The sequence below is a fragment of the Bacillus sp. CPT56D-587-MTF genome, from assembly GCF_058792335.1.
In genome coordinates, this window is sequence record NZ_JBYTEF010000001.1 from 1957604 (window position 1) to 1981242 (window position 23639).

Here is a 23639-nt window from a genome sequence, read left to right on the forward strand (position 1 = left end):
GAGCTGATTAAAGTTTCACTTTATTAGGGATTTGCCTTAAACATTTATTACAGTCAAGAATATTTATAATAATATGAACTAAAAAAGGTCCAATTTTTGTAATGTTGGAGGGGATTATTGTGGACATAACTCAAAGCGTATCAAGAATAGTGGTTAATGGGAAAGACCTTTCTTTCACTTCAGTTCAAACCTCTGCATGGAATCATGGACCTGTAAATGATTTAATCGTTACGACGAATCAGAGAGTGAATGAGCTTTATCAATTCATGTGGTCGCAAGTACCGGTTACGATTTCGGTATATTTCCTTCAAGGAGCGGATTTACTTAGGTTCGTTAGGGTTGCGGGAATTAATGAGCGTGTAACAGGAGAATATGTATATCATTTCATTTGGTGATAAGAAGGAGTCAAAGTAGTCTAGCAGCTACTTTTTTATTTTGTCATTTGAATATAAGCGAGCGGACTAGCTTTATAGTACCCACTGAAATAAAGAATCATAATATAATTTGTAATAAATTATACGGGAAGGGAGCTGAAAATCATGTTTTATTCATATTTTAATTCTGAAACTGGTATGCGACCAGCGTATGGTACATCTATAACGTATAGTGGAGCACAAAGTACAGTCCAAGCTATTCAACAAGCATTGCAAATGCAGCAGCAAGGTGTACAACCGTATTATTCATCCGTAGAGTATTTTTACCCAGTACATCAAGTTACACCGTACGGAAGTTCTTTTCTGACTATTCCATATGGGACTGTATACAACTTATAACTAGTAAGGAATAAAGTGGTGTATATAAATAAGGGTGCAGGTTAATAGCGCCCTTATGAATAATAAAAATAGCTAGTCCAAACCTTATAAATCAATCTTACATAATATGTAGTAATAAGTTTGAAAGGGGAATTAGTATGTCTTGTTATTACTACTGTAAGTATTGTAAAGAGTATAAAAAGAAGCTTCATGATTGTTGTAAGAACACTTGTAAGTGCCATGATAACAAGGACAATCTTGTTAGAGCATCGGCATTTAGAGCTAGAAATACTGTGAATCAAAATGTTCCTGCTAATACTTTTGTGAAAGTGTTATTTCAAAATGAACAATTTGATTTAGCGAATGAGTATAATCCAGCAACATCTATTTTTATGCCGAAGACTAAAGGTGTATATTCTATTATTGGAACGATTGGTTTCTTTCCAAACGATCCAACTTTAAATTATAGAGCGCGTGTAGAAATTCGTGTGAATGGAAACGCAGCGATAGCTATAGATAATGACTTTTTTGGTCCAATAAGTTTTGGAAATGTCGTAAGTGTTTCGACGATTGTTCAATTGAATGCAGGGGATGAAGTTGAGATTTATGCACAAAGTAGTATAGATGGAGTTTTAAGTCCTTTAGAAGATGGTGCACATTTTGAAGTAGCAAGATTTCCTTCTCCAATTAAATAAAGTCATTAAACAATGAGTTTGCAGAAGCTTAAAGGTAAACCCTCACCGAAATGGTGAGGGTTTTTTAATCTATTAAAAATAGTAACAGGTCGTCCAAGCTATTCTAATCTATATAGCATACTATGTAAAAATAAGTGTAAAGGGGGACTCACTATGTCTTATTATTACTGTAAGTATTGTAAAGATTACAAAAAGGAAAGTCATGATTGTTATAGGAAAAGTAGTAAATGTGATAGGAAGTATGTAAAGGTGAAGTGTTGTGATGATAAGAAAGAGGAGCTTGTAAGGGCATCGGCATTTAGAGCTGTGAATACAGTTAATCAACCTGTTCTAGCAAATACTCCTGTTAAAGTATTATTTCAAAATGAACAATTTGATCTAGCGAATGAATATAATCCAGTAACGTCGATTTTTACTCCGAAAACTAGAGGGGTATATAGTGTATTAGGAAATATAACATTTTCTCCAAATGATTTTAATGTAAATTACAGAGCTAGAGTAGAAATTCGTGTAAATGGCAATCCGGCAATAGCGATAGATAATGATTTCTTTGGAACAGGAGTATTTTTTAATAATGATGTTTCCGTAACTACTATTCTTCAATTAGAAGCAGGAGATTTAGTTGAAGTTTTTGCAGAAAGTAGTATTGCTGGCGTAATTGTACAAAATGTTAATGGTGTAAATACGGTTCACTTTGAAGCGGCAAGATTTCCTTCTCCAACTAAATAAAACTGATTATTAAATGTTTTTTAGTAGGTTTAGTTAATCCCCTTACCAAATGGTGGGGGATTATTATTGTTTTTCTAAAATATATAAGTAAACAGGTAAAGCGTAGTTTAATTTGTAGGGGCTTCAACCTTCTTCAGATAATAAACAGAATAATAAGTAACATGCTTGTAAAAACGCATTGTTAGTAAGTTTACTAGTTTTCTTATAGAACAAGAAAGACGGAATACATAAAAGATCGTATCATTATGTTTTTTCTTTACCATATAGAAATTATATATTGAACATAGATTTGTGTAGGGAATGCTAATACACTGAAAAGAATAGCATAAAGGCGATTACACTATATAAAAACAAAATCAATCCTAAGATGAGTAGTATTGGATGCAACTTGAACATATTTGACCTCCTTGAGTATATAAAGAATTTTAATATATTGTTGGTCAATTTAGAAGGGGGACGGTTACATAAAAAAAGAGCATACATAAAAAGTACGCTCCAAAGAAAGATAGGTTTTATGAGTGGATAATCTCCATACGATAATATATGTTCTTTTCATAAAAACGTGTAAAAAATCAATGAATTATCAATGGAATATCATAACATGAGTAATTTTAGTCTAGGAATGCAGTTATTTTCTTTCTCGGTTATTTTAGGTAATAAAGTTGTGAAAATCGTGCATTATGCGGACTAACAACGGGATAGCGATCGTACTTCCGTTACATATTTCTTAAAGTCTGGGTATTGCGTGATAGTTTGACATTTAGGGGTGCATAGTTGATTAATTATAGACACATTTGTAATTACTTCGTTACAAGGACCGAAAAATGTAATTTTTAGCTTTGAATTTGGTGGGATTTTGAACACGATAGGTTTTTTTTCCATGAAATCAGCTCCTAATATTGAGTATTATAATTTAATGGATATAGAGTCGTATTAGTATAATATGAAATTTCAGTGGATTTGCTTATAATAAAGAATTTTATAGTAGTAAAAGTGCTTAAAGATGTAAAGGGGAAATTGAGAATGGAAAATAAAATGTTTAATTAATATAATCAATAAATACGCAAATGGTTAATATAACTAATGCATTTTTTTGTTTGTTACATATTATGTTAGTAAGAATGGTATAAGGGGGTAGTATAAAATAGTGGAAGAAAATGTACAAGCTCAGCTTTCGCCACCGTGGATCACATATTTTAATGAATTAAAAAATTCAATAGGTGCTGATCCAACTGTTACAGTTGGGCCGCTTATTCCTGTTGGTGGTAATTATATTATTTTAGTGCATGCGTTAAGCAACGAAAAAGCGAGAGCATTAGCAACGCTTTTAAAATCTTTTGTACAATTTGGGAATGTAAGTGTGACAGTTATTGTAACGAATAATGAGAATGAAATTGTAAATCCATTTCCTTGTCCACTAGATGCATTTGAAATAGCTCATTTATTTCAAGTAGCACTAGAAAATAATCCTTATTTTGAACAAGTTGTGGTACAGCCTCAGTTCCCTGGCGGACCGAATGTTGTTTTTCCGGTTTTCGCTGCGGAAGTCATTCAGTTTTTCAATGACGATATTTCTAACTTATGTCAAACGTTTACAGGTGTTGCGGCCAATGTGTTTCGTGATGTAATGAATGATGAGGTTTGTGGTATCCCAATTCTATTTTCCACAAGTTGTGTTATGAGCAGTGAAAACTCACAATTACAAAATACAGATTTAGCACCAAAGTTATTTTATTAAACTGTAAAAAGACATTTTCAGTAATAGAAAATGTCTTTTTTATGCACCAATAGTGTTCAGGTTGGAAAATTGCAATTTAATAGGAGTAAACTTCAATTAATTAAAATTTTTCTAAATCTCAAATTTCATGTAGAGGTAGTAATTTTGACTTAAGAATATATAGAAAATGAGGGATGAAATTTTTTAGTTGAAAGGAAATCGATACTGAAAGTTATAATTTAATAATACAGGAGATTTTTTTTAATATCTGTAAAAATGATTGATAGGACGAGATTACATAATAAATGAATAGTAGGGTATATTTCGAATGTTTTATGTGGCATACATGTTAAAGTTGATAGAAATATTTCTGAAAGAGAATATATTTTGAAAAACAGTAAAGATTCTTTTTATTTATATTATAGATAGCTAGTTTTAGAGAGAGGAGGCTTACAATAAAACAAGCTATGAATAAGACATTCAAAAGGAGCTGGAATGTATGGGGTATATTGTAGATATTTCAAAATGGAATGGAACTATTAATTGGGATATTGCAGCATCTCAGCTAGATTTAGTGATTGCTAGAGTTCAAGATGGCTCTAATACGGTGGATTTTATGTATCAAAATTATGTTAGTGAAATGAAAAAGCATAGTATCCCATTCGGTAATTATGCTTTTTGCCGTTTTATATCTATTGCTGATGCAAAGAAAGAGGCACAAGATTTTTGGAATCGTGGTGATCAATCAGCTAAGTTTTGGGTGGCGGACGTAGAAGTTCAAACGATGGCAGATATGCAAGGCGGGATACAGGCATTTATTGATGAATTACGCCGTTTAGGTGCGGAAAAAGTAGGATTATACGTAGGGCATCACACGTATTTATCATTTGGAGCATGTAATATTGAAGCTGATTTTGTATGGATTCCTCGTTATGGAGGGAATAAGCCAGCATATCCATGCGATATGTGGCAATATGCGGATTCAGGGAATGTTCCTGGGATTGGGAAATGTGATCTGAATCGATTAGTAGGAAATAAGTCACTTTCTTGGTTTATAGATTCCAACAAAGCAAATCAATCTAACATAGTGTATACACAGCAACCGAATGGCATTGGTATTGCAGTTTCGAAATATCCTGATGGATACGGAATAAATTTATATGAAACTCCCATGACCCCTCAATTTACAGGTGCACTCACTCAGAAAATTCCATATTTAATCTTAACAGGTTATTGGGGAGGCGGTGAGCAAGATATGATTTGTTTAGAGAACGATAAGCAGTGGGCATATTTAAAACATTTTAATGTGAAATGGTTTTATGCAACTTCGAAATATCCTGTCGGTTACGGAGTAAATTATTATGAAGAGCCTGAATGTATGAATTATAAAGGGAATATAGATGGATCGACACCTTTTCGAGTGTGGGGTAGAGTGGGAAATGCGGTAGATATCGGGCAGAATAGTTGGATACCTGAAAAACATGTAATTATTAAGTAACTATAGCGGCAGTATTGTTTTTAAGGAGTATGTAAAGAGTCTTCTTACTATACATAATAGTAAGAAGACTCTTTACGTTTAAAAATGAAAATACATGATACATAGTCTACTCATATGAAATGAATTACATGTAGAAAACACACTGTTTTCACAATGACTGTGTATAGTTAATTTGCATAATGATAAAAGTGAGGTATTTGAATTGAAAAAGAAAAAATATTTATTGGAACAATTATTTCATGCGTGATGCTAGCATTATCTGCATGTGGTTCCTCAGACAACGTAGTAACATCAAAAGTAGGGAATGTTACAGAGAAAGAATTAAGTAAAGAATTACGACAACAATATGGAGAAAGTACTTTATATCAAATGATGTTAAGTAAGGCATTGTTAGATAAATATAAAGTTTCAGATGAGGAAGCAAAAAAGAAAGTAGAAGAAGCAAAAGATAAAATGGGTGAGAACTTTAAATCGACTTTAGAACAACTTGGATTGAAAAACGAAGATGAATTAAAAGAAAAAATGAAGCCAGAAATTGCATTTGAGAAAGCGATTAAAGCAACAGTTACAGATAAAGATGTGAAAAATAACTATAAACCAGAAATGAAAGTAAGTCACATTTTAGTGAAAGATGAAAAAACGGCTAAAGAAATAAAGGAGAAAGTAAATAATGGTGAAGATTTTGCTGCCTTAGCAAACCAGTATTCAGAGGATACTGGTTCAAAGGAACAGGGCGGGGAAATATCTGGTTTTGCTCCTGGGCAAACAGTGAAAGAATTTGAGGAAGCTGCGTATAAATTAGATGCAGGCCAAGTAAGTGATCCGGTTAAAACAACTTACGGTTACCATATTATTAAAGTGACGGATAAAAAAGAATTGAAGCCATTTGATGAAGTAAAGGATAAAATTCGTAAAGATATAGAACAACAAAGACTACAAGATACGACAGGTAAATGGAAACAACAAGTAGTCAATGATTTATTGAAAGATGCTGATATTAAAGTGAATAATAAAGAATTTAAAGATACATTTAAATTTCTAGAAAAGAAATAATGACTGTAATCATAATTAGAAAAGGGAACTCATATAGAGTTCCCTTTTCTAATTAGTGTGTGAGTTATAAATAGATAGTAAGACAATACAATATTACATTTAAATATTAAGAATTACAATGGGAAATTATGGTTTATAATTATTTCAACGAAAGTGGATATTCTACGGTTTTCATTATGCAAGTTTATTACATATATTTACTCTTTAATAATGAATATCGAACATAATTTAAAAAATAATACATATAATGTTTTTGAATAAATATTTAACATGGATAATTAGTAAAAAGCTGAGCATTCGATTGGAAAGGATGTTCTTTTTGTTGTGAAAATTTTAGGATAAAGAATGAATCGTTTTAAACGCATCATTTACCACATCAATAAATTAAGGTGGGGAGAATATATGAAAGTAATCTTTCAAGGAGAGGGCGGAGCGAAAATTTTTGAGTCATATGATGAAAATATAAGTGATTTATTAGTTATATTAAAAGAAACGAAAGGGATTAAAATTGGGATGGTTGAGTATAAAGTGTTAAAGTACGAACTTAATTATTTTCGTCATCCGAAAAAAGCGGATACAGAGAGAGAGTTACATATAATAGTACAACCTAAGTATATGTAATAAAATATAATAATAAAAATCACTGATTCAGTTTTGTAAAGTTCCATAGAGTATGTAAGAAAAGAGAGTGTTGTAAATGCTCTCTTTTCTTATGCTTTGTGAGTTCGTTCATCATAGTATATGTTTTCAGTTATAGATGGTTAATAAACGATAAAAATTTAAAACTTTTTCGTTTAGGCAGGGATTTTATATTTGAGTAAATAAATATACTATGAAGTATTTTTTATACGAATATTGGAGGAGTATAAAATGAGTTTAGCAAGTTACATAGGCTGTAATGTAGAAATTCCGTTAACGGATCCAGATTCTAATGATGTAATTGTTTTTGGACCGTGTTTTTCAGATGAAAGTATGCTTGAAATTGTACAAGATTATCAATTCCAAACAAATTACACATATGAGGTTTCAACTAATTGGGGAATTGAACTGGTCGAGTGGCAAAATGTAAAGGAAAAAAAAGAAGCGAAAGAAAAACTTTTAACTTTATGCAAGATTATGGAAAGTTATTTGGAAGATGGAGACTATTTCGAATTATTTAGTTGTTGGGTTGGTGATGAAGATAAGGAACGAGTAGGGGAATTGAACTTAAAAATAAATCATTTTAATATAGATGAATTATGTATTCCAGAAAGAACATTAGTTAGGATAGAAAAATAAGCTTTGAATATTTTTTAGAAAAAGGCGATTTCACTTTGTGTGAAGTCGCCTTTTAGTTTTTATATGCATTTTATATAAGAAATGAAAAGTTTATTTGATAAAGGAAAAAATATGGAGATAAATAAAATTATGTTTTTTGTTAAGAAATAATAAGTATAGCTCTTCTCAAAGGAACGTAAGTTCGTGTATAATAAGAACGAATGTTCTTTTAAGAGGTAACCTAATTATAGTTTAGAAGTAAATTCGAGTTTAGTAAGTATTAAAAATAACTAAGGGATAGCATGAATAAATAAATGTATAAATGATCAAGGAGATAAAAAATGAACGATGTAAAGATACAAAAAGAAGAAAGAGAGTGGGTTCCGTTTACAGTAATGTCCGAACAACTTTTAAATATGAGAAAGATTATTGGAGAGAAATTAAAAGTACAAAAACCGCTTTTAACAAATGAAGCAAAAGAGAGGATTTCTGATAAATTATTAACGTCATTACTGTCTGAGAAAGAAATATTGGTAACATATTTTGAAGATGGTTACATATTAACAAGCTACATGACTGTTGTACATATCAATCCGGTAAAACAAATTGTAATTTGTACAGACGCCTTTTATAAAACTTACGTATTTAACGCTATGGATATTATTGAAATAATGTAAAAGAAGCTGAATATTAAATGGCAGCTTTTTTTATTTCTGATTTATGAGACAAATAATATAAGAAAAAGCAGCTAGCTTTGTGCTAGCTGCTGAGCCCCAGGGAAAGGGAGAAAAAGATAGGGTACTCCAAAATCGATAAGAGCTGTCAAACAGCCTGATTATAGTATAGACAAATTAAAATTTTCTATACAAAAAGTTGAACATAAGATTAGGCTGTACCCACTTGGTTTTGATCTGCAAGGTCAGAATCAAATGTATTGGTCGCGCTAACACCGCTAAAAGTATTAACAACAAAACCAACGTTTGATGCGCCGGAACCATTATAAGCTTTCGTATTTTCTTTCGGAGAAACGTTGTAGAAATCACCTAAGTTAAATGATCCATTACTATTTTGTACAACTAAATTTCCTACAACTGATGGCATAATTTTCACCTGCTTTATAAAAAGTTGTTAACATTACTATATGGAGTTATAGTCCAGATGGTTCATATAATAAAAATTGTGGAATAGTAAAACGTTTGGAGCATGGATTTCAATAAAAGTGTGTTAAAATTAATATAATAAAGTTGAGTAATTTTTTTAAAAATTTGTATAATTGATATATATGAAAATAAAGGAGGCAAAATGTAATGAAAGATATTATGAAAAAAGTTGATTTAACAGATGCCAAATCAAGTAATCTTGTTGCACTAATTTATAGTAATGAAGTTATATTAGTTGAAGACGCATTTTGTCCAAATGAAATAAAATTAAAGTTTAATGAAATTGCAATTTTATCTGCAATTAAAACAGCTCATATTGCGAAAGTGTCTATTAGGAAAGAACTTGAAGCGCTTTTTCATGATACGGGTGTTATATTAGTGAAACAAAATGTTGATTATGGTAGTAGCCAATCTATTACCATGCATTTTGAGCAATTTAAAAAGTTGCAAGATGAGATTGAACATTTAAATAAAAGTATGTAATAAAGCAGCTAAATAAAGGTTCTATCATAAAGGTGGAATGTGTTGTGTTGAAAAAGTGGTTTAAAAATTATTTGGGTGAATCGCATTGTAAACATAAATATATTTTTATTAAGATGCAGGATAATGAGGATTTTAAAAAAAGGTACATTAGGTGTAGTTTATATTTACCAGTGTGAGAAATGTGGAAAAGAGAAGTTGAAATATAAAAACAATAATGAAATAAACAATGAATTTTTAGATATATAGCAAAAAGTAACCATGATGGTTACTTTTTTTGTTTATGTATACAATATCAAAACCATTACTAAAGTATGAGTTGAGTTAATACTATAGTAAATCGCTGAATAAAAATGAAGAGAGTAAGATATAGGGAAGGAGGATGAGAGAAATGAAGCGAAAAGAAATTAGTAAATCTGTAATTATTACAGGCGTGACACAAGGGTTAGGGCGTGCGATGGTTGATCGATTTCATGAATTAGGGTGGAACATATATGGTTGTGGACGTTCAAAAGATAAAATTGAAGAACTAAAAAAACAGTACAGTAAAATACATGATTTCCAAGTAATTGATGTTTCAGATTCTCAGCAAGTTAACAATTGGGCAAATTATATACTTAATACACATACAGCTCCCGATATGATAATAAATAATGCATCGATTGTAAATCAAAATGCACAACTTTGGAAAATTACGGCTCAAGAATTCGAAAATGTAATGAATGTAAACGTGAATGGTGTAGTAAATGTAATAAGAGCATTTGTTCCAGCGATGGTAGCTAGGAAAGAAGGAATTATCATTAATATGAGTTCTAGTTGGGGGAGAGAAGGTGAGGCTGAGCTTGCGCCATATTGTGCCTCGAAATTTGCTATTGAAGGTATCACTAAATCTATGGCCCTGGAATTACCCCATGGCATGGCTGTACTTGCTTTAGATCCTGGAGGGAGTATTAGTACTCCAATGCTGAAGTCATGTGCGCCACAATATATAAATGAATCGCCTACACCTGAAACTTGGTCACATAAAGCAATTGAATATATATTGAATATAACAATAGATAAAAATGGAGATTCATTGACATGCCCAGCATGCATATAAAAAGCACCTTTAAGGTGCTTTTATATTAGTAGCACATTATATCATTCACAAAATTACATCTAAAAAATAAAATAAAAGATTAAGGGTGAGATTTGTTTGTTTTGAAAGCTTTAGAAAATATTTAAATAGGTGATAAAAATGAATCCAAGCAGTTTAAAAGTGACAGGGGCATGGTTTCAAGTGGGAGGGAACCTTACAGCTGCTATTGGAACGACAAGAGGATTTATTGGAGAAGAGAAAGTTGAATCGGATCTTGTTATTGTAGGAAGCTCATTACAAGCCCTCGGATATATATTACAAATCATTGCGAGCAATTATGATGATGGGGAAGAAAAAAGAGAAAATCAAAATATAGACTTAGAGAATCAAAGTAAATTACTTGATCAAATAGGAATTGAGTTATTAGCATTAGGCAATATATCAAATGTAATAGGAACATATTTTAATATAAATGAACATTTGAAAGAAAATGATTATCTTATCATTACAGGGAACAGTTTACAATCAATCGGTGCTTTTTTAGGAGTAGAAGCAGCTTTGTTGGATATAAATGTATTACAGAAAATTATTATACTGGGTAACTCCATGCAAAGTTTAGGGGCTGGATTACAAGCGTATCAAGGTGTTTCAAATGTATTGAAAGATGAGAGAGAAAATGAAGATAGTATTTTTGATAAGAAGGATGAGAGAATCATTGCACTCATTGGTATTTGGATACAAGCGATAGGAACGTTAATTTCTGCAATTGGAGTAACTGCAATAGAGGAAGAAAATAGGCTAGAAAACAATAAAAAGTCTGAAATACTTATTTAAATAGAAGGAGATACATTGATTTTAGAGGTAGGTTAAGATTAAAATGGTAGTAGGTTTTTTTGCGTATATTTTGAAAAGTGATATATAAAATACAAAATAAGGAGTTTTCAAGGGATGATGTATTTATTAGCAATTCTTCTTCCACCTGTTGCTGTATTATTTTGTGGAAAACCAATTCAGGCAATCATAAATTTCATATTAACATTAATATTTTGGGTTCCAGGAGTTATACATGCAATTCTTGTAGTGCATGATAAAAAAGCTGATCGGCGTTTGAAAAAACAAATTCAAGCATATGATGAAATTAATAAGAGGAATCGAAGATAATTCATCTGCAAAATGTTTTTAAAAGAAAGGAGGATTAACCTCCTTTCTTTTTTAGTGGGTGTTAAGTTTAGATTTTTGTGTGGCGGAAAGAATTTTTAATGTAAGTATTATGATAATAACTTTTAGATTGTGCATGTAATAGGCCAGTATAAATACTTTCTGGTACATTAAAGAAATCGTACATACCATTCTTTAATTGGATTCGCAAAATCATAGAAAAAGGATTATAACCAACAGCAACTATATTTTTTGAAATTACGGGAGATAGCTTCATCATTACGCAACTCCTCACTTTTTATTTTTAATACTTTTTTGTAGATGTTGAGGTTGTGATGTTGAAATCCTTATAATTTAAGAGGTATTATACTTATATGCAATATATTAAATGTTTGTTATACGTAATTATAAGGAAGTTCACACGAAGTACATATCGTTGTGCTATTTTTATTTCACCTTTGATTTATAAATAAGAAAATATTGACCATTTGAAAAAAAGGTATATTATTTATACGAGGTATTAAAAATTCACTTTTTACATTCTATGCTTCAAGGGGCAGCGTTATTAGGAAAAATAGAAGTGAAAATAGTTTGTATAAGAAGTATTCTAAAAATTATAATCTGTGAATTGGGAAAATATTGAATGCTCCAGGTCAATATACTTTCTTAATCAAATTCATTTTAGAAAGTGACCTCAATATTTTTAAGTAAATCAACGGGAGAATTGAAAGGCAGGAGAAAGTAACATGTCAGAAAATTATCGTTCTCGAGAGGAACGACGACAAGTTAAAAAGAAAAAACAACCAGCTTCTAAAACACAAAAGCCAAAAGGTAAAACATCATTCTTTCGCAAGTTTTTAATTACTTGTTTATTACTTGGTATTGTTGGTTTAGTGGCGGGGGTTGCTACCTTTTTCGTAATGATTAAGGATGCACCAAAACTTGAGAAAGCAAAACTTGTTAATCCGTTATCCTCAAAAATTTATGATAAAAACGGGGATTTGGTATATGAATATGGAAAAGAAAAAAGGACGAATGTTACGTATGAGCAAATACCTAAATTAGTAGAAAATGCATTTTTAGCGACAGAAGATTCACGTTTTTATGAGCATAGCGGAGTAGATTTTAAAGGTACTGCCCGTGCTGTTCTAGTAAGTCTTAAAGGGGATTATGGTTCTCAAGGTGGAAGTACGATAACACAGCAAGTTATAAAAAACTACTTCTTATCAATGGACAAAACACCAAAGCGTAAGGCGCAAGAAATATATTTAGCTTATAAGCTAGAACAACAGTATTCAAAACATGAAATATTAGAGATGTACTTAAATAAAATTAACTTAGGAAACCGTTCATATGGGATCGCAACAGCAGCACAAAACTACTATGGTAAAGAATTGAAGGACTTAACATTACCAGAAGTTGCGATGCTTGCAGGTTTACCGAAAGCACCGAATAACTATGATCCAACGAAAAAAGAAAATGTTCAAAAAGCAACAGAAAGAAGAAATGTTGTTCTAAGTTTAATGAACCGACATGGATATATAACAAAACAGGAAATGGAAGAAGCATCAAAAGTTGACGTAGAAAAGGGGCTTAAGCCTGCAGCTCAACTACAAACAATGCCATACCCTGCATTTATGGATGCAGTTGTGAAAGAAGTAGAAAAAGAATTACCAGATGCTAATATCGGTTCTGACGGTTTAGAAATTTATACAACGTTAGATCCGAAAGCACAGAAACTTGCAGATAATATTTTAAATAATAATATCATTGATTATCCGAACGATAAATTCCAAGGTGCATTCACATTTATGGATACGAAAACAGGAGAAGTTCGTGCTATAGGTAGTGGCCGTGGAGAAAATAAAGCTGTATTTAAAGGGCATAATATGGCAATTGAATTAGATCGTGCAGCTGGTTCAACGATGAAGCCGATTTTCGACTACGCTCCTGCAATTGAATATTTAAAATGGGCTACGTACCATCAAATTGATGACTCTCCATTTAAGTATTCAACGGGACAAGAAGTACGAAATGCAGATAGAAGTCATATGGGTCCAATTACAATGCGTGAAGCATTAAAAATGTCGCGTAATATTCCTGCAATTAAAACTGCAAAAGAAGTAGGGATTAGTAAATCGAAAGAATTCTCTGAGAAACTAGGTATTACATTTAATACAGCACCGACAGAATCGACAGCGATTGGTACAAATGAAGTATCGCCAACTGAAATAGCGGGTGCTTATGCGGCATTTGGTAATGAAGGTAAATATACGAAACCGCATTTTGTTAAGAAAGTCGTTTATCCAGACGGTAAGTCACAAAGTTTTGGACAAAAACCAAAACAAGTTATGACAGATTCTACAGCATACATGATTACTGATATGCTTCGTTCTGTAGTTACATCAGGTACTGGTACATCGGCAAATGTAGGCTCTTTAGATGTAGCTGGTAAAACGGGTACGACAAACTATTCATCAAAGCAATTAGCTCAATATAAAATTCCAGAAAGTGCAACTCGTGATAGTTGGTTCGCTGGATATACACCGCAATATACGATGGCAGTATGGACTGGGTATATGAAAGATGGTAAAGACGAGTATATTAGTAGTAAAAATACGAAAATTGCACAGTTGATCTTTAAAGAAATGATGAGCGAAATGGCTACAGATAAATCACGCTTTAAAATGCCAAGTAGTGTTATTCAAGAAGGTAGTGAGCTACGTATAAAAGGTGAAAAACGTGATTCATCGCCAAATACTAGCGTACCGGATACAACGGAGCAACCAAAACAAGATCAACAGCAAAAAACTGAAGAAGAGAAAAAGCAAGAAGAATTAAAGAAACAAGAAGAACTGAAAAAACAAGAAGAACAAAAGAAACAAGAGGAACTTAAGAAGCAAGAAGAACAAAAGAAACTAGAAGAGCAAAAGAAACAAGAAGAACAAAATAATGGAAATGGCCAAGGAACGACACCTCCAGCAAATAACGGAGGAGGTCAAGGAAATACGACACCTCCAGCAAATAATGGAGGAGGTCAAGGAAATACGACACCTCCAGCAAATAATGGAGGAGGTCAAGGAAATACGACACCTCCAGCAAATAATGGAGGAGGTCAAGGAAATACGACACCTCCAGCAAATAACGGAGGAGGTCAAGGAAATACAACTCCACCAGCGACCACACAACCAGAGACTGGCGGTAATGCAGGAGAGACCCCTGCTAATAATGGGCAATAAGAAAAATTTATAAAAAATATTAAAAAGCACTTAAGATTTGTGAAAATTACAATCTTAAGTGCTTTTTTCGTTTAAATGTAGTAGCTATGAAATGATGTGTTTTAAATGTTAAACGTACCATAAAAATTTTGAAAATAAATTGATGGGAAATGATAAAAGACTTGAGCCTGAGGTAGTGGAGCGTGGCTAGGATGATAAAAGGTAGTGCTACTTGGATGGGCACCATGATGCCAAAATGAAGGGGTAGCTTGACCTGGTGATTGGTATTGTTGCCAAATTGCTGGAAGTTCAATGCCGACATCGGAACTTGCTGTATGAACGGCGGGGGCATGTATTTCGGGTATCGAAGGAACCGCGACAGTTACTCTTGATGATAATACCCACATAAAATAATCACTCCTAAGTTGTGATAATAAATTAGTATATTCTTTTCACACGTATAAAGGTACATATATAGGACTTTCGTTTAAAATATGCGTACAAAGTCTTAAGACTAATGTAAGCTGATGGTGGACTATTTAATATGAAAAGATACGTCTATTTGCGGAGGGAAAAGAGATAAAAAAAATATACAATGAGGGTGTTAATCGTAATATTTTACGAGTGTATGGAGGTATTTTTATGGAACGATTATGGACGAAATCATTTATTCAAATGACTTTCGCAATGTTATTTTTATTTACAGGATTTTATTTACTTGTTCCAACGCTCCCGCTCTTTATTAAAGAGATAGGTGGCAATGAATCGCAAGTTGGACTTATGATGGGGATGTTTACAATAGCTGCTGTTGTAATACGACCGATTATTGGAGGAATGTTAGATCAATATGGTAGAAGATCCTTTATTATTTTCGGACTCATCTTTTTTGGCTTAACGATGTATTCCTATAATATAGCATCGACTATTGTCCTTTTAGCTGTTTTACGTGTTATTCACGGAGTAACATGGGCTGTTTCTACAACAGCTGTTGGAACAGCAATAACGGATATTATTCCAGATTCACGCCGCGGTGAAGGTATGGGGTGGTACGGGATGGCGATGACAATTGCAATGGCAATCGGACCTATGATTGGATTATGGGTTGTGCAAAATTATTCATTTGATGGTCTATTTTTATTAGCGACGTTGTTATCTTTTATGGCAGTCGTATTATCATTAATAACGAAGATCCCATTTACGCCACAAAAAGAAAAAGGGAAAATTCAGCTGTTTGAGAAATCCGTATTAACAATCACGATTGTAGTATTCTTTTTATCGTTTGCATATGGAGGAATAACAACCTTTTTACCGTTATTTGCATCATCAATTCATGTAAACCCGGGAACTTTCTTTCTTGTATATGCAATTGCATTAACAATTGTAAGACCAATTTCAGGGAAACTATTAGATAAGTATGGAGAAGTATTCATTATACTTCCAGCATTATGTATTACTATTTTAGCTATAGTTGTTTTAACTATTTCAAATGGTTTGATAGGTGTAATTATCGCAGCAACATTATACGGTATTGGATTTGGTTCAGCGCAGCCAGCTTTGCAAGCGGCAATGCTTACAATTGTCGATCCGAGTAAAAGAGGAGTTGCAAATGCTTCATTTTTTACAGCGTTTGATTTAGGAATCGGGTTAGGTGCTATTTTACTTGGAGTTGTTTCACAAATGTTTGGTTATCGTATTTTATTTTCAGGGAGTGCAATTTCAGCATTGATAGCCTTAATTATTTTCGTCTTCTTTGTAAAACAACGATTAGGAAAAAAAGAGTTTGCGTAAACTGGAGGAATAAAGATGAGAATTTCAATTGATCGTAAAGCTCTGCAATGGTTCCAGGAAGAATTACGTATAAAGCACGGTGAATCTGTACGTTTTACTGTAAGGTACGGAGGGGATAGTTCAATTCAGCCCGGATATTCTTTAGGGGTTGTTGCTGAGAAACCCGATGGCGAAATAGTGTCAGTTGAGAAGGAAGGTATTATATTTTTTGTAGATTCTGATAATCTTTGGTATTTTCAAAACTATGATTTATTTGTAAGTTATCATGAGGAAATGGAAGAAATTCAATTTAATTATGTAAAATAATAACTTTATTAAAAATGAATAAGTTTTATATAAAAATTATATTTAAGAGATAGTGAAATAAATATCATATAGTAACGAGCTGTATTTATGTACAGCTCGTTTTTTCTATTTCTCAAATAAAATTAGAATAATTGTATATTTGGCGGTGTTATATGAAAAATCTTTATATCTTGTTTTTGAAAATACGCAAAGAAGTCTATCCTTTCTTTATAAAATATAAGAATTATTTTCAAAAAATTGTATTGTTACAGTAAGAAAAGTGTAGGAAACTTATCATTATAAAATAAATTGAAATCTTCTAAAAACTCTGATACATTGAAATAGAAATGTAGTTTCACAATATTGTAAAGGCTTACAGTTATGTGCACGAAGATCTATTAGGATTGGAGGAAATAATGATGAAAGCTGAAGAGAAATTTTCCCCGGGATTAGATGGTATAGTGGCAGCGGAGACGAAAATCTCGTTTCTTGACACAGTAAAAGGTGAAATTGTAATTCAAGGGTATGACTTAATCGAACTCTCAAAAACAAAAGAGTATTTAGACATTGTGCACCTTTTATTGGAGGAACACCTACCGAATGAAGATGAAAAAGTAACACTTGAAAAGAAATTAAAAGAAGAATATGCAGTACCAGAAGGTGTATTCAACGTACTAAAGGCATTGCCTAAAGAGACGCATCCCATGGATGGATTACGTACAGGTGTGTCAGCGTTAGCTGGTTACGATAATGATATCGAAAACCGCTCGTTAGAAGTGAATAAAAGCCGAGGGTACAAGCTGTTAAGTAAAGTGCCAAACATTGTAGCGAATAGCTATCATATTTTAAATAATGAGGAGCCAATTGAACCTCTTAAAGAATTATCTTATAGTGCGAATTTCTTCTATATGTTAACTGGTAAAAAACCAACTGAACTTGAGGAAAAGATCTTTGATCGTTCCCTTGTTTTATATAGTGAGCATGAAATGCCAAACTCTACATTTACAGCTCGCGTTATTGCATCAACACAATCAGATTTATACGGTGCTTTAACAGGTGCAGTTGCATCTTTAAAAGGAAGTTTACATGGCGGTGCAAATGAAGCGGTTATGTACATGCTTTTAGAAGCTGGTAATGTTGAGAAATTTGAAGAGTTATTACAGAAGAAACTATATAACAAAGAAAAAATTATGGGCTTTGGACACCGTGTTTATATGAAGAAGATGGATCCAAGAGCACTTATGATGAAGGAAGCTTTAAAACAGTTATGTGATGTAAAAGGTGATTATACACTATATGAAATGTGTGAAGCTGGAGAAAAGATTATGGAAAAAGAAAAAGGAATTTATCCAAATCTTGATTATTATGCAGCTCCAGTATATTGGATGCTAGGTATTCCAATTCAACTTTACACACCAATCTTCTTTAGCTCTAGAACAGTGGGGTTATGTGCGCACGTTATTGAGCAACATGCAAATAATCGTTTGTTCCGTCCACGTGTAAATTATATTGGCGAGCGACATGTACTTAGTAAATAAGAACAACTGGGGAGTTGTTAGCGCCGCCCGCCAGATGGGTGTTTGACCGACACCCATCATTAATAATAACGAATTTTCGACAGAAAGGGAAGAATAGCATGATTAAAACAAATGAAATTAAGCAAAAAGATGCATTATTAGAAGAGATTACCGATTATGTATTAAATAAAGAGGTTACTAGTGCAGAAGCATTCAGTACAGCTCGTTACGTATTACTTGATACACTTGGATGTGGAATTTTAGCACTGCAATATCCAGAATGTACGAAATTACTAGGACCAGTTGTGCCAGGAACAATCGTGCCAAATGGTACACGTGTACCAGGTACGTCTTATGTACTAGATCCAGTAAAAGGTGCATTTAATATCGGATGTATGATCCGTTGGTTAGACTATAACGATACTTGGCTTGCAGCAGAGTGGGGACATCCATCTGATAACCTAGGCGGAATTTTAGCAGTTGCAGATTATATTAGCCGTGTTCGTATTTCAGAAGGAAAAGAAGCTTTAAAAGTACGTGAAGTATTAGAAATGATGATTAAAGCACATGAAATTCAAGGCGTGCTTGCTTTAGAAAACAGCTTAAACAGAGTTGGTCTTGACCATGTATTATATGTAAAAGTAGCAACAACTGCAGTAGTTGCGAAAATGCTTGGCGGAACACGTGAAGAAATCTTTAATGCATTATCACATGCGTGGATTGATAATTCTAGTCTTCGTACATATCGTCATGCTCCAAATACGGGCTCACGTAAATCATGGGCTGCAGGTGACGCAACGAGCCGCGGTGTTCATCTTGCAATGACTGCTCTAAAAGGTGAAATGGGTTATCCAACAGCATTATCTGCGCCAGGATGGGGATTCCAAGATGTATTATTCAATAAACAAGAATTAAAATTAGCAAGACCACTAGAGTCATATGTAATGGAAAATGTATTATTTAAAGTGTCATATCCAGCAGAATTCCATGCACAAACGGCTGCAGAATGTGCAGTGAAGTTGCATCCGGAAATTAAAGAGAGATTAGATGAAATTGACCGTATTACAATTACAACTCATGAATCAGCAATTCGTATTATTGATAAAGAAGGTCCATTAAATAACCCAGCTGATCGTGATCATTGCTTACAATACATTACGGCAATTGGTTTATTAAAAGGAGATATCGTTGCAGACGATTATGAAGATGCAGTAGCAAACGATCCACGTGTAGATGAATTACGTAATAAGATGGTTGTTGTTGAAAACAAACAGTACAGTTTAGATTACCTTGACCCGAACAAGCGCTCAATCGCCAACGCTGTTCAAGTTCACTTTAAAGTTGGCACAGTAACAGAAAATGTGGAATGTGAATATCCGCTTGGTCACCGCTTCCGTAGAGACGAAGCAATTCCAAAAGTTGTTCAAAAATTCACTGCAAATATGGCAGGTCATTATTCTAGTAAGCAACAAGAACAAATTCATGAAGTTTGTTTAAATGAAGAAAAACTAGAAAATATGAATGTAAACGAATTTGTAGATCTATTCTTAATTTAATAATAGGGGGGGAATTTAGAATGGCTTGGGTTGTGAAAAAACAGTCAACACAAGAGGAGCTTGCGAATCGATTCCGAGCTTTAGTAGAAGCAAATGAAATTTTGCAAATTCCAGGTGCTCATGATGCAATGGCAGCTCTTGTTGCGAAAAATACAGGTTTTTCAGCTCTTTATTTATCAGGAGCTGCTTATACTGCAAGTAAAGGTTTACCAGATTTAGGTATCGTGACGTCTACTGAAGTGGCTGAGAGAGCAAGAGATTTAGTAAGAGCTACAGACTTACCTGTTCTTGTTGACATTGATACAGGATTTGGTGGTGTACTAAATGTGGCGAGAACAGCTGTAGAAATGGTGGAAGCGAAAGTAGCAGCTGTCCAAATTGAAGATCAGCAATTACCAAAAAAATGTGGACATTTAAATGGTAATAAACTTGTTACTACAGAAGAATTGGTTCAAAAAATTAAAGCGATTAAAGAAGTTGCACCTAGCTTATACATTGTAGCACGTACTGATGCTCGTGGCGTTGAAGGATTAGATGAAGCAATTGAAAGAGCAAATGCATATGTAAAAGCAGGTGCAGACGCAATTTTCCCTGAAGCGCTTCAATCAGAGGAAGAATTCCGTCTATTTAATAGTAAGGTAAATGCACCTTTGCTTGCGAATATGACTGAATTCGGAAAAACTCCATATTATAGTGCAGAGGAATTTGCGAATATGGGTTTCCAAATGGTTATTTATCCTGTAACTTCACTTCGCGTTGCAGCGAAAGCGTATGAAAATGTGTTTGCTTTAATTAAAGAAACAGGTTCTCAAAAAGATGCACTTTCTAATATGCAAACGAGAAGTGAATTATACGAAACAATTTCATATCATGACTTTGAAGAGTTAGATACTGGTATTGCAAAAACAGTATTATCAGAAGATCAATAGATAAAGCAGCGAAGGCGATGAAAATACATCTTTGGCAAAATAAAATGCTTGATGTGAAAAATCATCGCCTTCTATTTTCAAAAAAGATATTCCACTCATCGTAGACGAGCATAAGCAAAAAGCTATGAAAGCCGAATGATAGGGGGATACATATGGAGAAAACGAAGTTACCATGGGATGAATTCTTTTCACTTAATAAAGATATAAATCATACTTACTTTACACCAGAAGATTTTTCAGGTGATGAAGATTTAATCGCAAAAACGACAGAACAATTCGTTAAACAAGAAATTGTTCCACAAATGGAGAATATTGAACAACATAACTATAAAGTTTCTCGTCAATTATTTGAGAAAGCTGGGGAACTTGGATTATTAGGCATTGAGGTACCAGAAGATTATGGCGGGTTCGAGTTAGGAAAGGCTGTCTCAGGTCTTGTAGCAGAGAAAATGGGTTACGCTGGTGCGTTTAGCGTTTCTTTTAATATACACGCTGGTGTCGGTACATTGCCTTACATATATTATGGAACGAAAGAGCAAAAAGAAAAATATTTACCGAAAATCGCATCGGGAGAATGGATTGGGGCTTATGCTTTAACAGAGCCAAATGCTGGTTCGGATGCATTAAGTGCAAAAACAAGCGCCGTATTGAATGAAGAGGGAACAGCTTGGAAGTTAAATGGTGAGAAGCAATGGATTACAAATGCTCATATGGCAGATGTATACGTTGTTTTTGCGAAGACAAATAAAGGAATGACAGCGTTTATTGTCGAAAGAACATGTGAAGGTGTATCTATTGGATTAGAAGAAAAGAAAATGGGGATTAAAGGTTCTTCAACAGCGACTCTTATTTTAGAAGATGTTGTCATCCCTGCTGAAAATGTTTTAGGGGAAGTTGGGAAAGGGCATCACGTAGCCCTTAATATTCTTAACTTTGCTAGACTTAAACTTGCTTTTGGAAATATTGGAACAGCAAAACAAGCAATTGGTTTGTCGGTTCAATATGGAAAAGAGCGAAAACAGTTCCAAACGGAATTAGTAGACTTTACGATGATTCAAGAGAAAATTGCAAATATGATCATTGCTACATATGGAGCCGAAAGTGCAGCTTATCGTACGGCAGGTGTAATCGATGAAGCAATTCATGAGAGCGATGAAGATCTTATGAAGAAAATGTCCCAATTTGCAATTGAATGTGCACTGAATAAAGTAAATGCTTCTGAAACACTTGCTTATATCGTAGATGAAGCTGTACAAATTCATGGTGGTTACGGTTATATGCAAGAGTATGAGGTAGAACGATTATATCGTGATGCTAGAATTAGTCGTATTTTTGAAGGAACGAACGAAATTAATAGATTAACAGTTGCCAAAATGTTAATGAAGCAAATCGAACAATTAGAAGATACTGAAGTAGAAAGTGATGTAGCAAATGTAGAAAGAAACCATCGTTACATTTTATTAGCGAAAAAATTGTTGAAACAATCTTTGAAAACGCTCTCTAAAACTCCAGGCCTAAAAATTGACCAAGAACAAGAATATTCACGTGTAATTTCAAATATGTTGACGGACGTGTACGTCATGGAATCAGCGTTTTTACGTACGAGAAAAGCGGTAAGTAAAAATGGTGAGGAAAAAGAACGTACGAAGCAATTAATAACGGATGTTATTTGTGAAGAAGGATACCGTAAAGTAGAAGAAGCGGCGATTTCTGTACTTTCAGCGGCTGTCACAGAAGAACAAGATAGACATGTGATTTTAGCTGAAATCCGTCAATTATTAGTGCCTTTATACACGAACGTATTTACGAAGAAGAGAGAAATTGCGAAAGCTATTATAAATCGCGGGAAATATATTGTTTAAATAGGAGGAAAGCGATATGAAAAAGATTGGTTTTATCGGTTTAGGTAACATGGGCCTTCCAATGTCAAAAAATCTAGTTAAATCAGGTTACACAGTATATGGCGTGGACTTAAATAAAGAGGCGGAAGCGTCCTTTGAAAAAGAAGGCGGAATTATCGGTCTATCAATCTCAAAACTAGCAGAAACATGTGATGTAGTTTTTACAAGTTTACCTTCACCTCGCGCTGTTGAAGCGGTATATTTTGGAGCAGAAGGATTATTTGAAAATGGTCACTCGAATGTAGTTTTCATTGATACAAGTACGGTATCGCCGCAGTTAAACAAACAGTTAGAGGAAGCTGCAAAGGAAAAGAAAGTAGACTTTTTAGCAGCACCTGTGAGCGGTGGTGTAATAGGAGCCGAAAACCGTACATTAACGTTTATGGTTGGTGGATCAAAAGACGTATATGAGAAAACGGAATCTATCATGGGCGTACTAGGCGCGAATATTTTCCACGTTAGTGAGCAGATTGATAGTGGTACAACTGTTAAGTTAATTAATAACTTATTAATTGGTTTTTATACAGCTGGTGTGAGTGAAGCTTTAACATTAGCGAAAAAGAATAATATGGATTTAGATAAAATGTTTGATATTTTAAATGTAAGTTACGGTCAAAGTAGAATTTATGAACGTAATTATAAAAGTTTTATAGCACCTGAAAACTACGAGCCAGGATTTACTGTGAACTTATTGAAGAAAGATTTAGGATTTGCAGTTGACTTAGCTAAGGAAAGCGAACTCCATTTACCGGTAAGCGAAATGTTATTAAACGTATATGACGAAGCGAGTCAAGCTGGATATGGTGAAAACGATATGGCTGCTTTATATAAGAAAGTTAGCGAGCAATTAATTTCTAATCAAAAATAA

The 23639-nt window shown here is 33.4% G+C and carries 26 protein-coding genes and 1 pseudogene; 23 read left to right on the plus strand and 4 right to left on the minus strand.

Going from position 1 to position 23639, the window contains the following annotated elements:
- Window positions 1-119 precede the first annotated feature (119 nt).
- The 4 genes from AC3WVZ_RS10165 (at window position 120) to AC3WVZ_RS10180 (ending at window position 2176) form a co-directional block, all read left to right on the plus strand.
- A complete protein-coding gene (locus AC3WVZ_RS10165) occupies window positions 120-395 on the plus strand; it encodes a hypothetical protein (protein WP_000355695.1) in 276 nt (91 codons plus the stop codon).
- Between the two features lie 144 nt (window positions 396-539).
- Window positions 540-773, plus strand: a complete 234-nt coding sequence (locus AC3WVZ_RS10170; protein ID WP_065211751.1) for a DUF3947 family protein — start codon at window positions 540-542, stop codon at window positions 771-773.
- A gap of 137 nt (window positions 774-910) precedes the next feature.
- Window positions 911-1447 carry a C1q-like domain-containing protein gene (locus AC3WVZ_RS10175; protein ID WP_142408451.1) on the plus strand — a complete coding sequence of 179 codons (537 nt, stop codon included), beginning with the start codon at window positions 911-913 and terminating at the stop codon, window positions 1445-1447.
- A 153-nt stretch (window positions 1448-1600) separates the two neighbouring features.
- Window positions 1601-2176, plus strand: coding sequence for a complement C1q domain-containing protein (locus tag AC3WVZ_RS10180; RefSeq protein WP_000122943.1), 576 nt, complete (start codon window positions 1601-1603; stop codon window positions 2174-2176).
- Between the two features lie 687 nt (window positions 2177-2863).
- Here AC3WVZ_RS10180 and AC3WVZ_RS10185 read toward each other — a convergent pair.
- On the minus strand, window positions 2864-3058 hold the full coding sequence (locus AC3WVZ_RS10185; RefSeq protein WP_000412555.1) for a hypothetical protein: 195 nt from the start codon (window positions 3056-3058) through the stop codon (window positions 2864-2866).
- A gap of 265 nt (window positions 3059-3323) precedes the next feature.
- Here AC3WVZ_RS10185 and AC3WVZ_RS10190 point away from each other — a divergent pair, with 265 nt between their 5' ends.
- From AC3WVZ_RS10190 to AC3WVZ_RS10215, 6 genes are all read left to right on the plus strand, one after another.
- The gene (locus AC3WVZ_RS10190) at window positions 3324-3914 is read left to right on the plus strand and encodes a hypothetical protein (RefSeq protein WP_000392281.1); all 591 of its coding nucleotides are present in this window, start codon (window positions 3324-3326) and stop codon (window positions 3912-3914) included.
- Between the two features lie 478 nt (window positions 3915-4392).
- A complete protein-coding gene (locus AC3WVZ_RS10195) occupies window positions 4393-5391 on the plus strand; it encodes a glycoside hydrolase family 25 protein (RefSeq protein ID WP_233936332.1) in 999 nt (332 codons plus the stop codon).
- A 201-nt stretch (window positions 5392-5592) separates the two neighbouring features.
- Window positions 5593-6444, plus strand: coding sequence for a peptidylprolyl isomerase PrsA (locus AC3WVZ_RS10200; protein ID WP_233936565.1), 852 nt, complete (start codon window positions 5593-5595; stop codon window positions 6442-6444).
- A gap of 402 nt (window positions 6445-6846) precedes the next feature.
- On the plus strand, window positions 6847-7065 hold the full coding sequence (locus AC3WVZ_RS10205) for a hypothetical protein (RefSeq protein WP_000864275.1): 219 nt from the start codon (window positions 6847-6849) through the stop codon (window positions 7063-7065).
- A 249-nt stretch (window positions 7066-7314) separates the two neighbouring features.
- Window positions 7315-7722 carry a KH domain-containing protein gene (locus tag AC3WVZ_RS10210; RefSeq protein WP_000050503.1) on the plus strand — a complete coding sequence of 136 codons (408 nt, stop codon included), beginning with the start codon at window positions 7315-7317 and terminating at the stop codon, window positions 7720-7722.
- 320 nt (window positions 7723-8042) lie between these two features.
- A complete protein-coding gene (locus tag AC3WVZ_RS10215) occupies window positions 8043-8378 on the plus strand; it encodes a YolD-like family protein (RefSeq protein ID WP_002024004.1) in 336 nt (111 codons plus the stop codon).
- 208 nt (window positions 8379-8586) lie between these two features.
- On the opposite strand, the gene gerPF is transcribed toward AC3WVZ_RS10215, so the two are convergent.
- The gene (gerPF, locus tag AC3WVZ_RS10220) at window positions 8587-8802 is read right to left on the minus strand and encodes a spore germination protein GerPF (RefSeq protein ID WP_001141569.1); all 216 of its coding nucleotides are present in this window, start codon (window positions 8800-8802) and stop codon (window positions 8587-8589) included.
- Between the two features lie 206 nt (window positions 8803-9008).
- Here gerPF and AC3WVZ_RS10225 point away from each other — a divergent pair, with 206 nt between their 5' ends.
- The 5 genes and pseudogenes from AC3WVZ_RS10225 to AC3WVZ_RS10245 all read left to right on the plus strand — a co-directional run bounded on the left by AC3WVZ_RS10225 (window position 9009) and on the right by AC3WVZ_RS10245 (window position 11580).
- Window positions 9009-9344 (plus strand): hypothetical protein, encoded by a 336-nt coding sequence (locus tag AC3WVZ_RS10225; RefSeq protein ID WP_000651907.1) that lies wholly within the window; start codon window positions 9009-9011, stop codon window positions 9342-9344.
- Between the two features lie 44 nt (window positions 9345-9388).
- Window positions 9389-9590: pseudogene (locus AC3WVZ_RS10230) on the plus strand (hypothetical protein).
- Between the two features lie 142 nt (window positions 9591-9732).
- On the plus strand, window positions 9733-10440 hold the full coding sequence (locus tag AC3WVZ_RS10235; protein WP_000823061.1) for an SDR family oxidoreductase: 708 nt from the start codon (window positions 9733-9735) through the stop codon (window positions 10438-10440).
- Window positions 10441-10578: 138 nt separating this feature from the next.
- A complete protein-coding gene (locus AC3WVZ_RS10240; RefSeq protein ID WP_001070035.1) occupies window positions 10579-11253 on the plus strand; it encodes a DUF6944 family repetitive protein in 675 nt (224 codons plus the stop codon).
- Between the two features lie 114 nt (window positions 11254-11367).
- A complete protein-coding gene (locus tag AC3WVZ_RS10245; protein ID WP_000990233.1) occupies window positions 11368-11580 on the plus strand; it encodes a YqaE/Pmp3 family membrane protein in 213 nt (70 codons plus the stop codon).
- Between the two features lie 67 nt (window positions 11581-11647).
- Here AC3WVZ_RS10245 and AC3WVZ_RS10250 read toward each other — a convergent pair whose 3' ends face one another.
- A complete protein-coding gene (locus tag AC3WVZ_RS10250; protein ID WP_000977081.1) occupies window positions 11648-11857 on the minus strand; it encodes a KTSC domain-containing protein in 210 nt (69 codons plus the stop codon).
- Between the two features lie 466 nt (window positions 11858-12323).
- Between AC3WVZ_RS10250 and AC3WVZ_RS10255 the strand changes: the two genes are divergently transcribed.
- A complete protein-coding gene (locus AC3WVZ_RS10255) occupies window positions 12324-14816 on the plus strand; it encodes a PBP1A family penicillin-binding protein (RefSeq protein ID WP_001293963.1) in 2493 nt (830 codons plus the stop codon).
- Window positions 14817-14917: 101 nt separating this feature from the next.
- Here AC3WVZ_RS10255 and AC3WVZ_RS10260 read toward each other — a convergent pair whose 3' ends face one another.
- The gene (locus AC3WVZ_RS10260) at window positions 14918-15202 is read right to left on the minus strand and encodes a hypothetical protein (RefSeq protein WP_000270101.1); all 285 of its coding nucleotides are present in this window, start codon (window positions 15200-15202) and stop codon (window positions 14918-14920) included.
- A gap of 235 nt (window positions 15203-15437) precedes the next feature.
- Between AC3WVZ_RS10260 and AC3WVZ_RS10265 the strand changes: the two genes are divergently transcribed.
- The 7 genes from AC3WVZ_RS10265 (at window position 15438) to AC3WVZ_RS10295 (ending at window position 23639) form a co-directional block, all read left to right on the plus strand.
- The gene (locus AC3WVZ_RS10265) at window positions 15438-16583 is read left to right on the plus strand and encodes an MFS transporter (RefSeq protein ID WP_000440662.1); all 1146 of its coding nucleotides are present in this window, start codon (window positions 15438-15440) and stop codon (window positions 16581-16583) included.
- A 15-nt stretch (window positions 16584-16598) separates the two neighbouring features.
- Window positions 16599-16889, plus strand: coding sequence for a HesB/YadR/YfhF family protein (locus tag AC3WVZ_RS10270; protein ID WP_074593705.1), 291 nt, complete (start codon window positions 16599-16601; stop codon window positions 16887-16889).
- Window positions 16890-17284: 395 nt separating this feature from the next.
- On the plus strand, window positions 17285-18406 hold the full coding sequence (mmgD, locus tag AC3WVZ_RS10275) for a citrate synthase (RefSeq protein WP_002041090.1): 1122 nt from the start codon (window positions 17285-17287) through the stop codon (window positions 18404-18406).
- Between the two features lie 98 nt (window positions 18407-18504).
- Entirely contained in the window at window positions 18505-19941 is a 1437-nt protein-coding gene (gene prpD, locus AC3WVZ_RS10280; RefSeq protein ID WP_233936334.1) for a 2-methylcitrate dehydratase, read from the plus strand.
- Window positions 19942-19961: 20 nt separating this feature from the next.
- The gene (gene prpB, locus AC3WVZ_RS10285; protein ID WP_233936335.1) at window positions 19962-20870 is read left to right on the plus strand and encodes a methylisocitrate lyase; all 909 of its coding nucleotides are present in this window, start codon (window positions 19962-19964) and stop codon (window positions 20868-20870) included.
- Window positions 20871-21022: 152 nt separating this feature from the next.
- On the plus strand, window positions 21023-22732 hold the full coding sequence (locus AC3WVZ_RS10290; RefSeq protein WP_000415995.1) for an acyl-CoA dehydrogenase FadE: 1710 nt from the start codon (window positions 21023-21025) through the stop codon (window positions 22730-22732).
- Between the two features lie 16 nt (window positions 22733-22748).
- The gene (locus AC3WVZ_RS10295; RefSeq protein WP_000719409.1) at window positions 22749-23639 is read left to right on the plus strand and encodes an NAD(P)-dependent oxidoreductase; all 891 of its coding nucleotides are present in this window, start codon (window positions 22749-22751) and stop codon (window positions 23637-23639) included.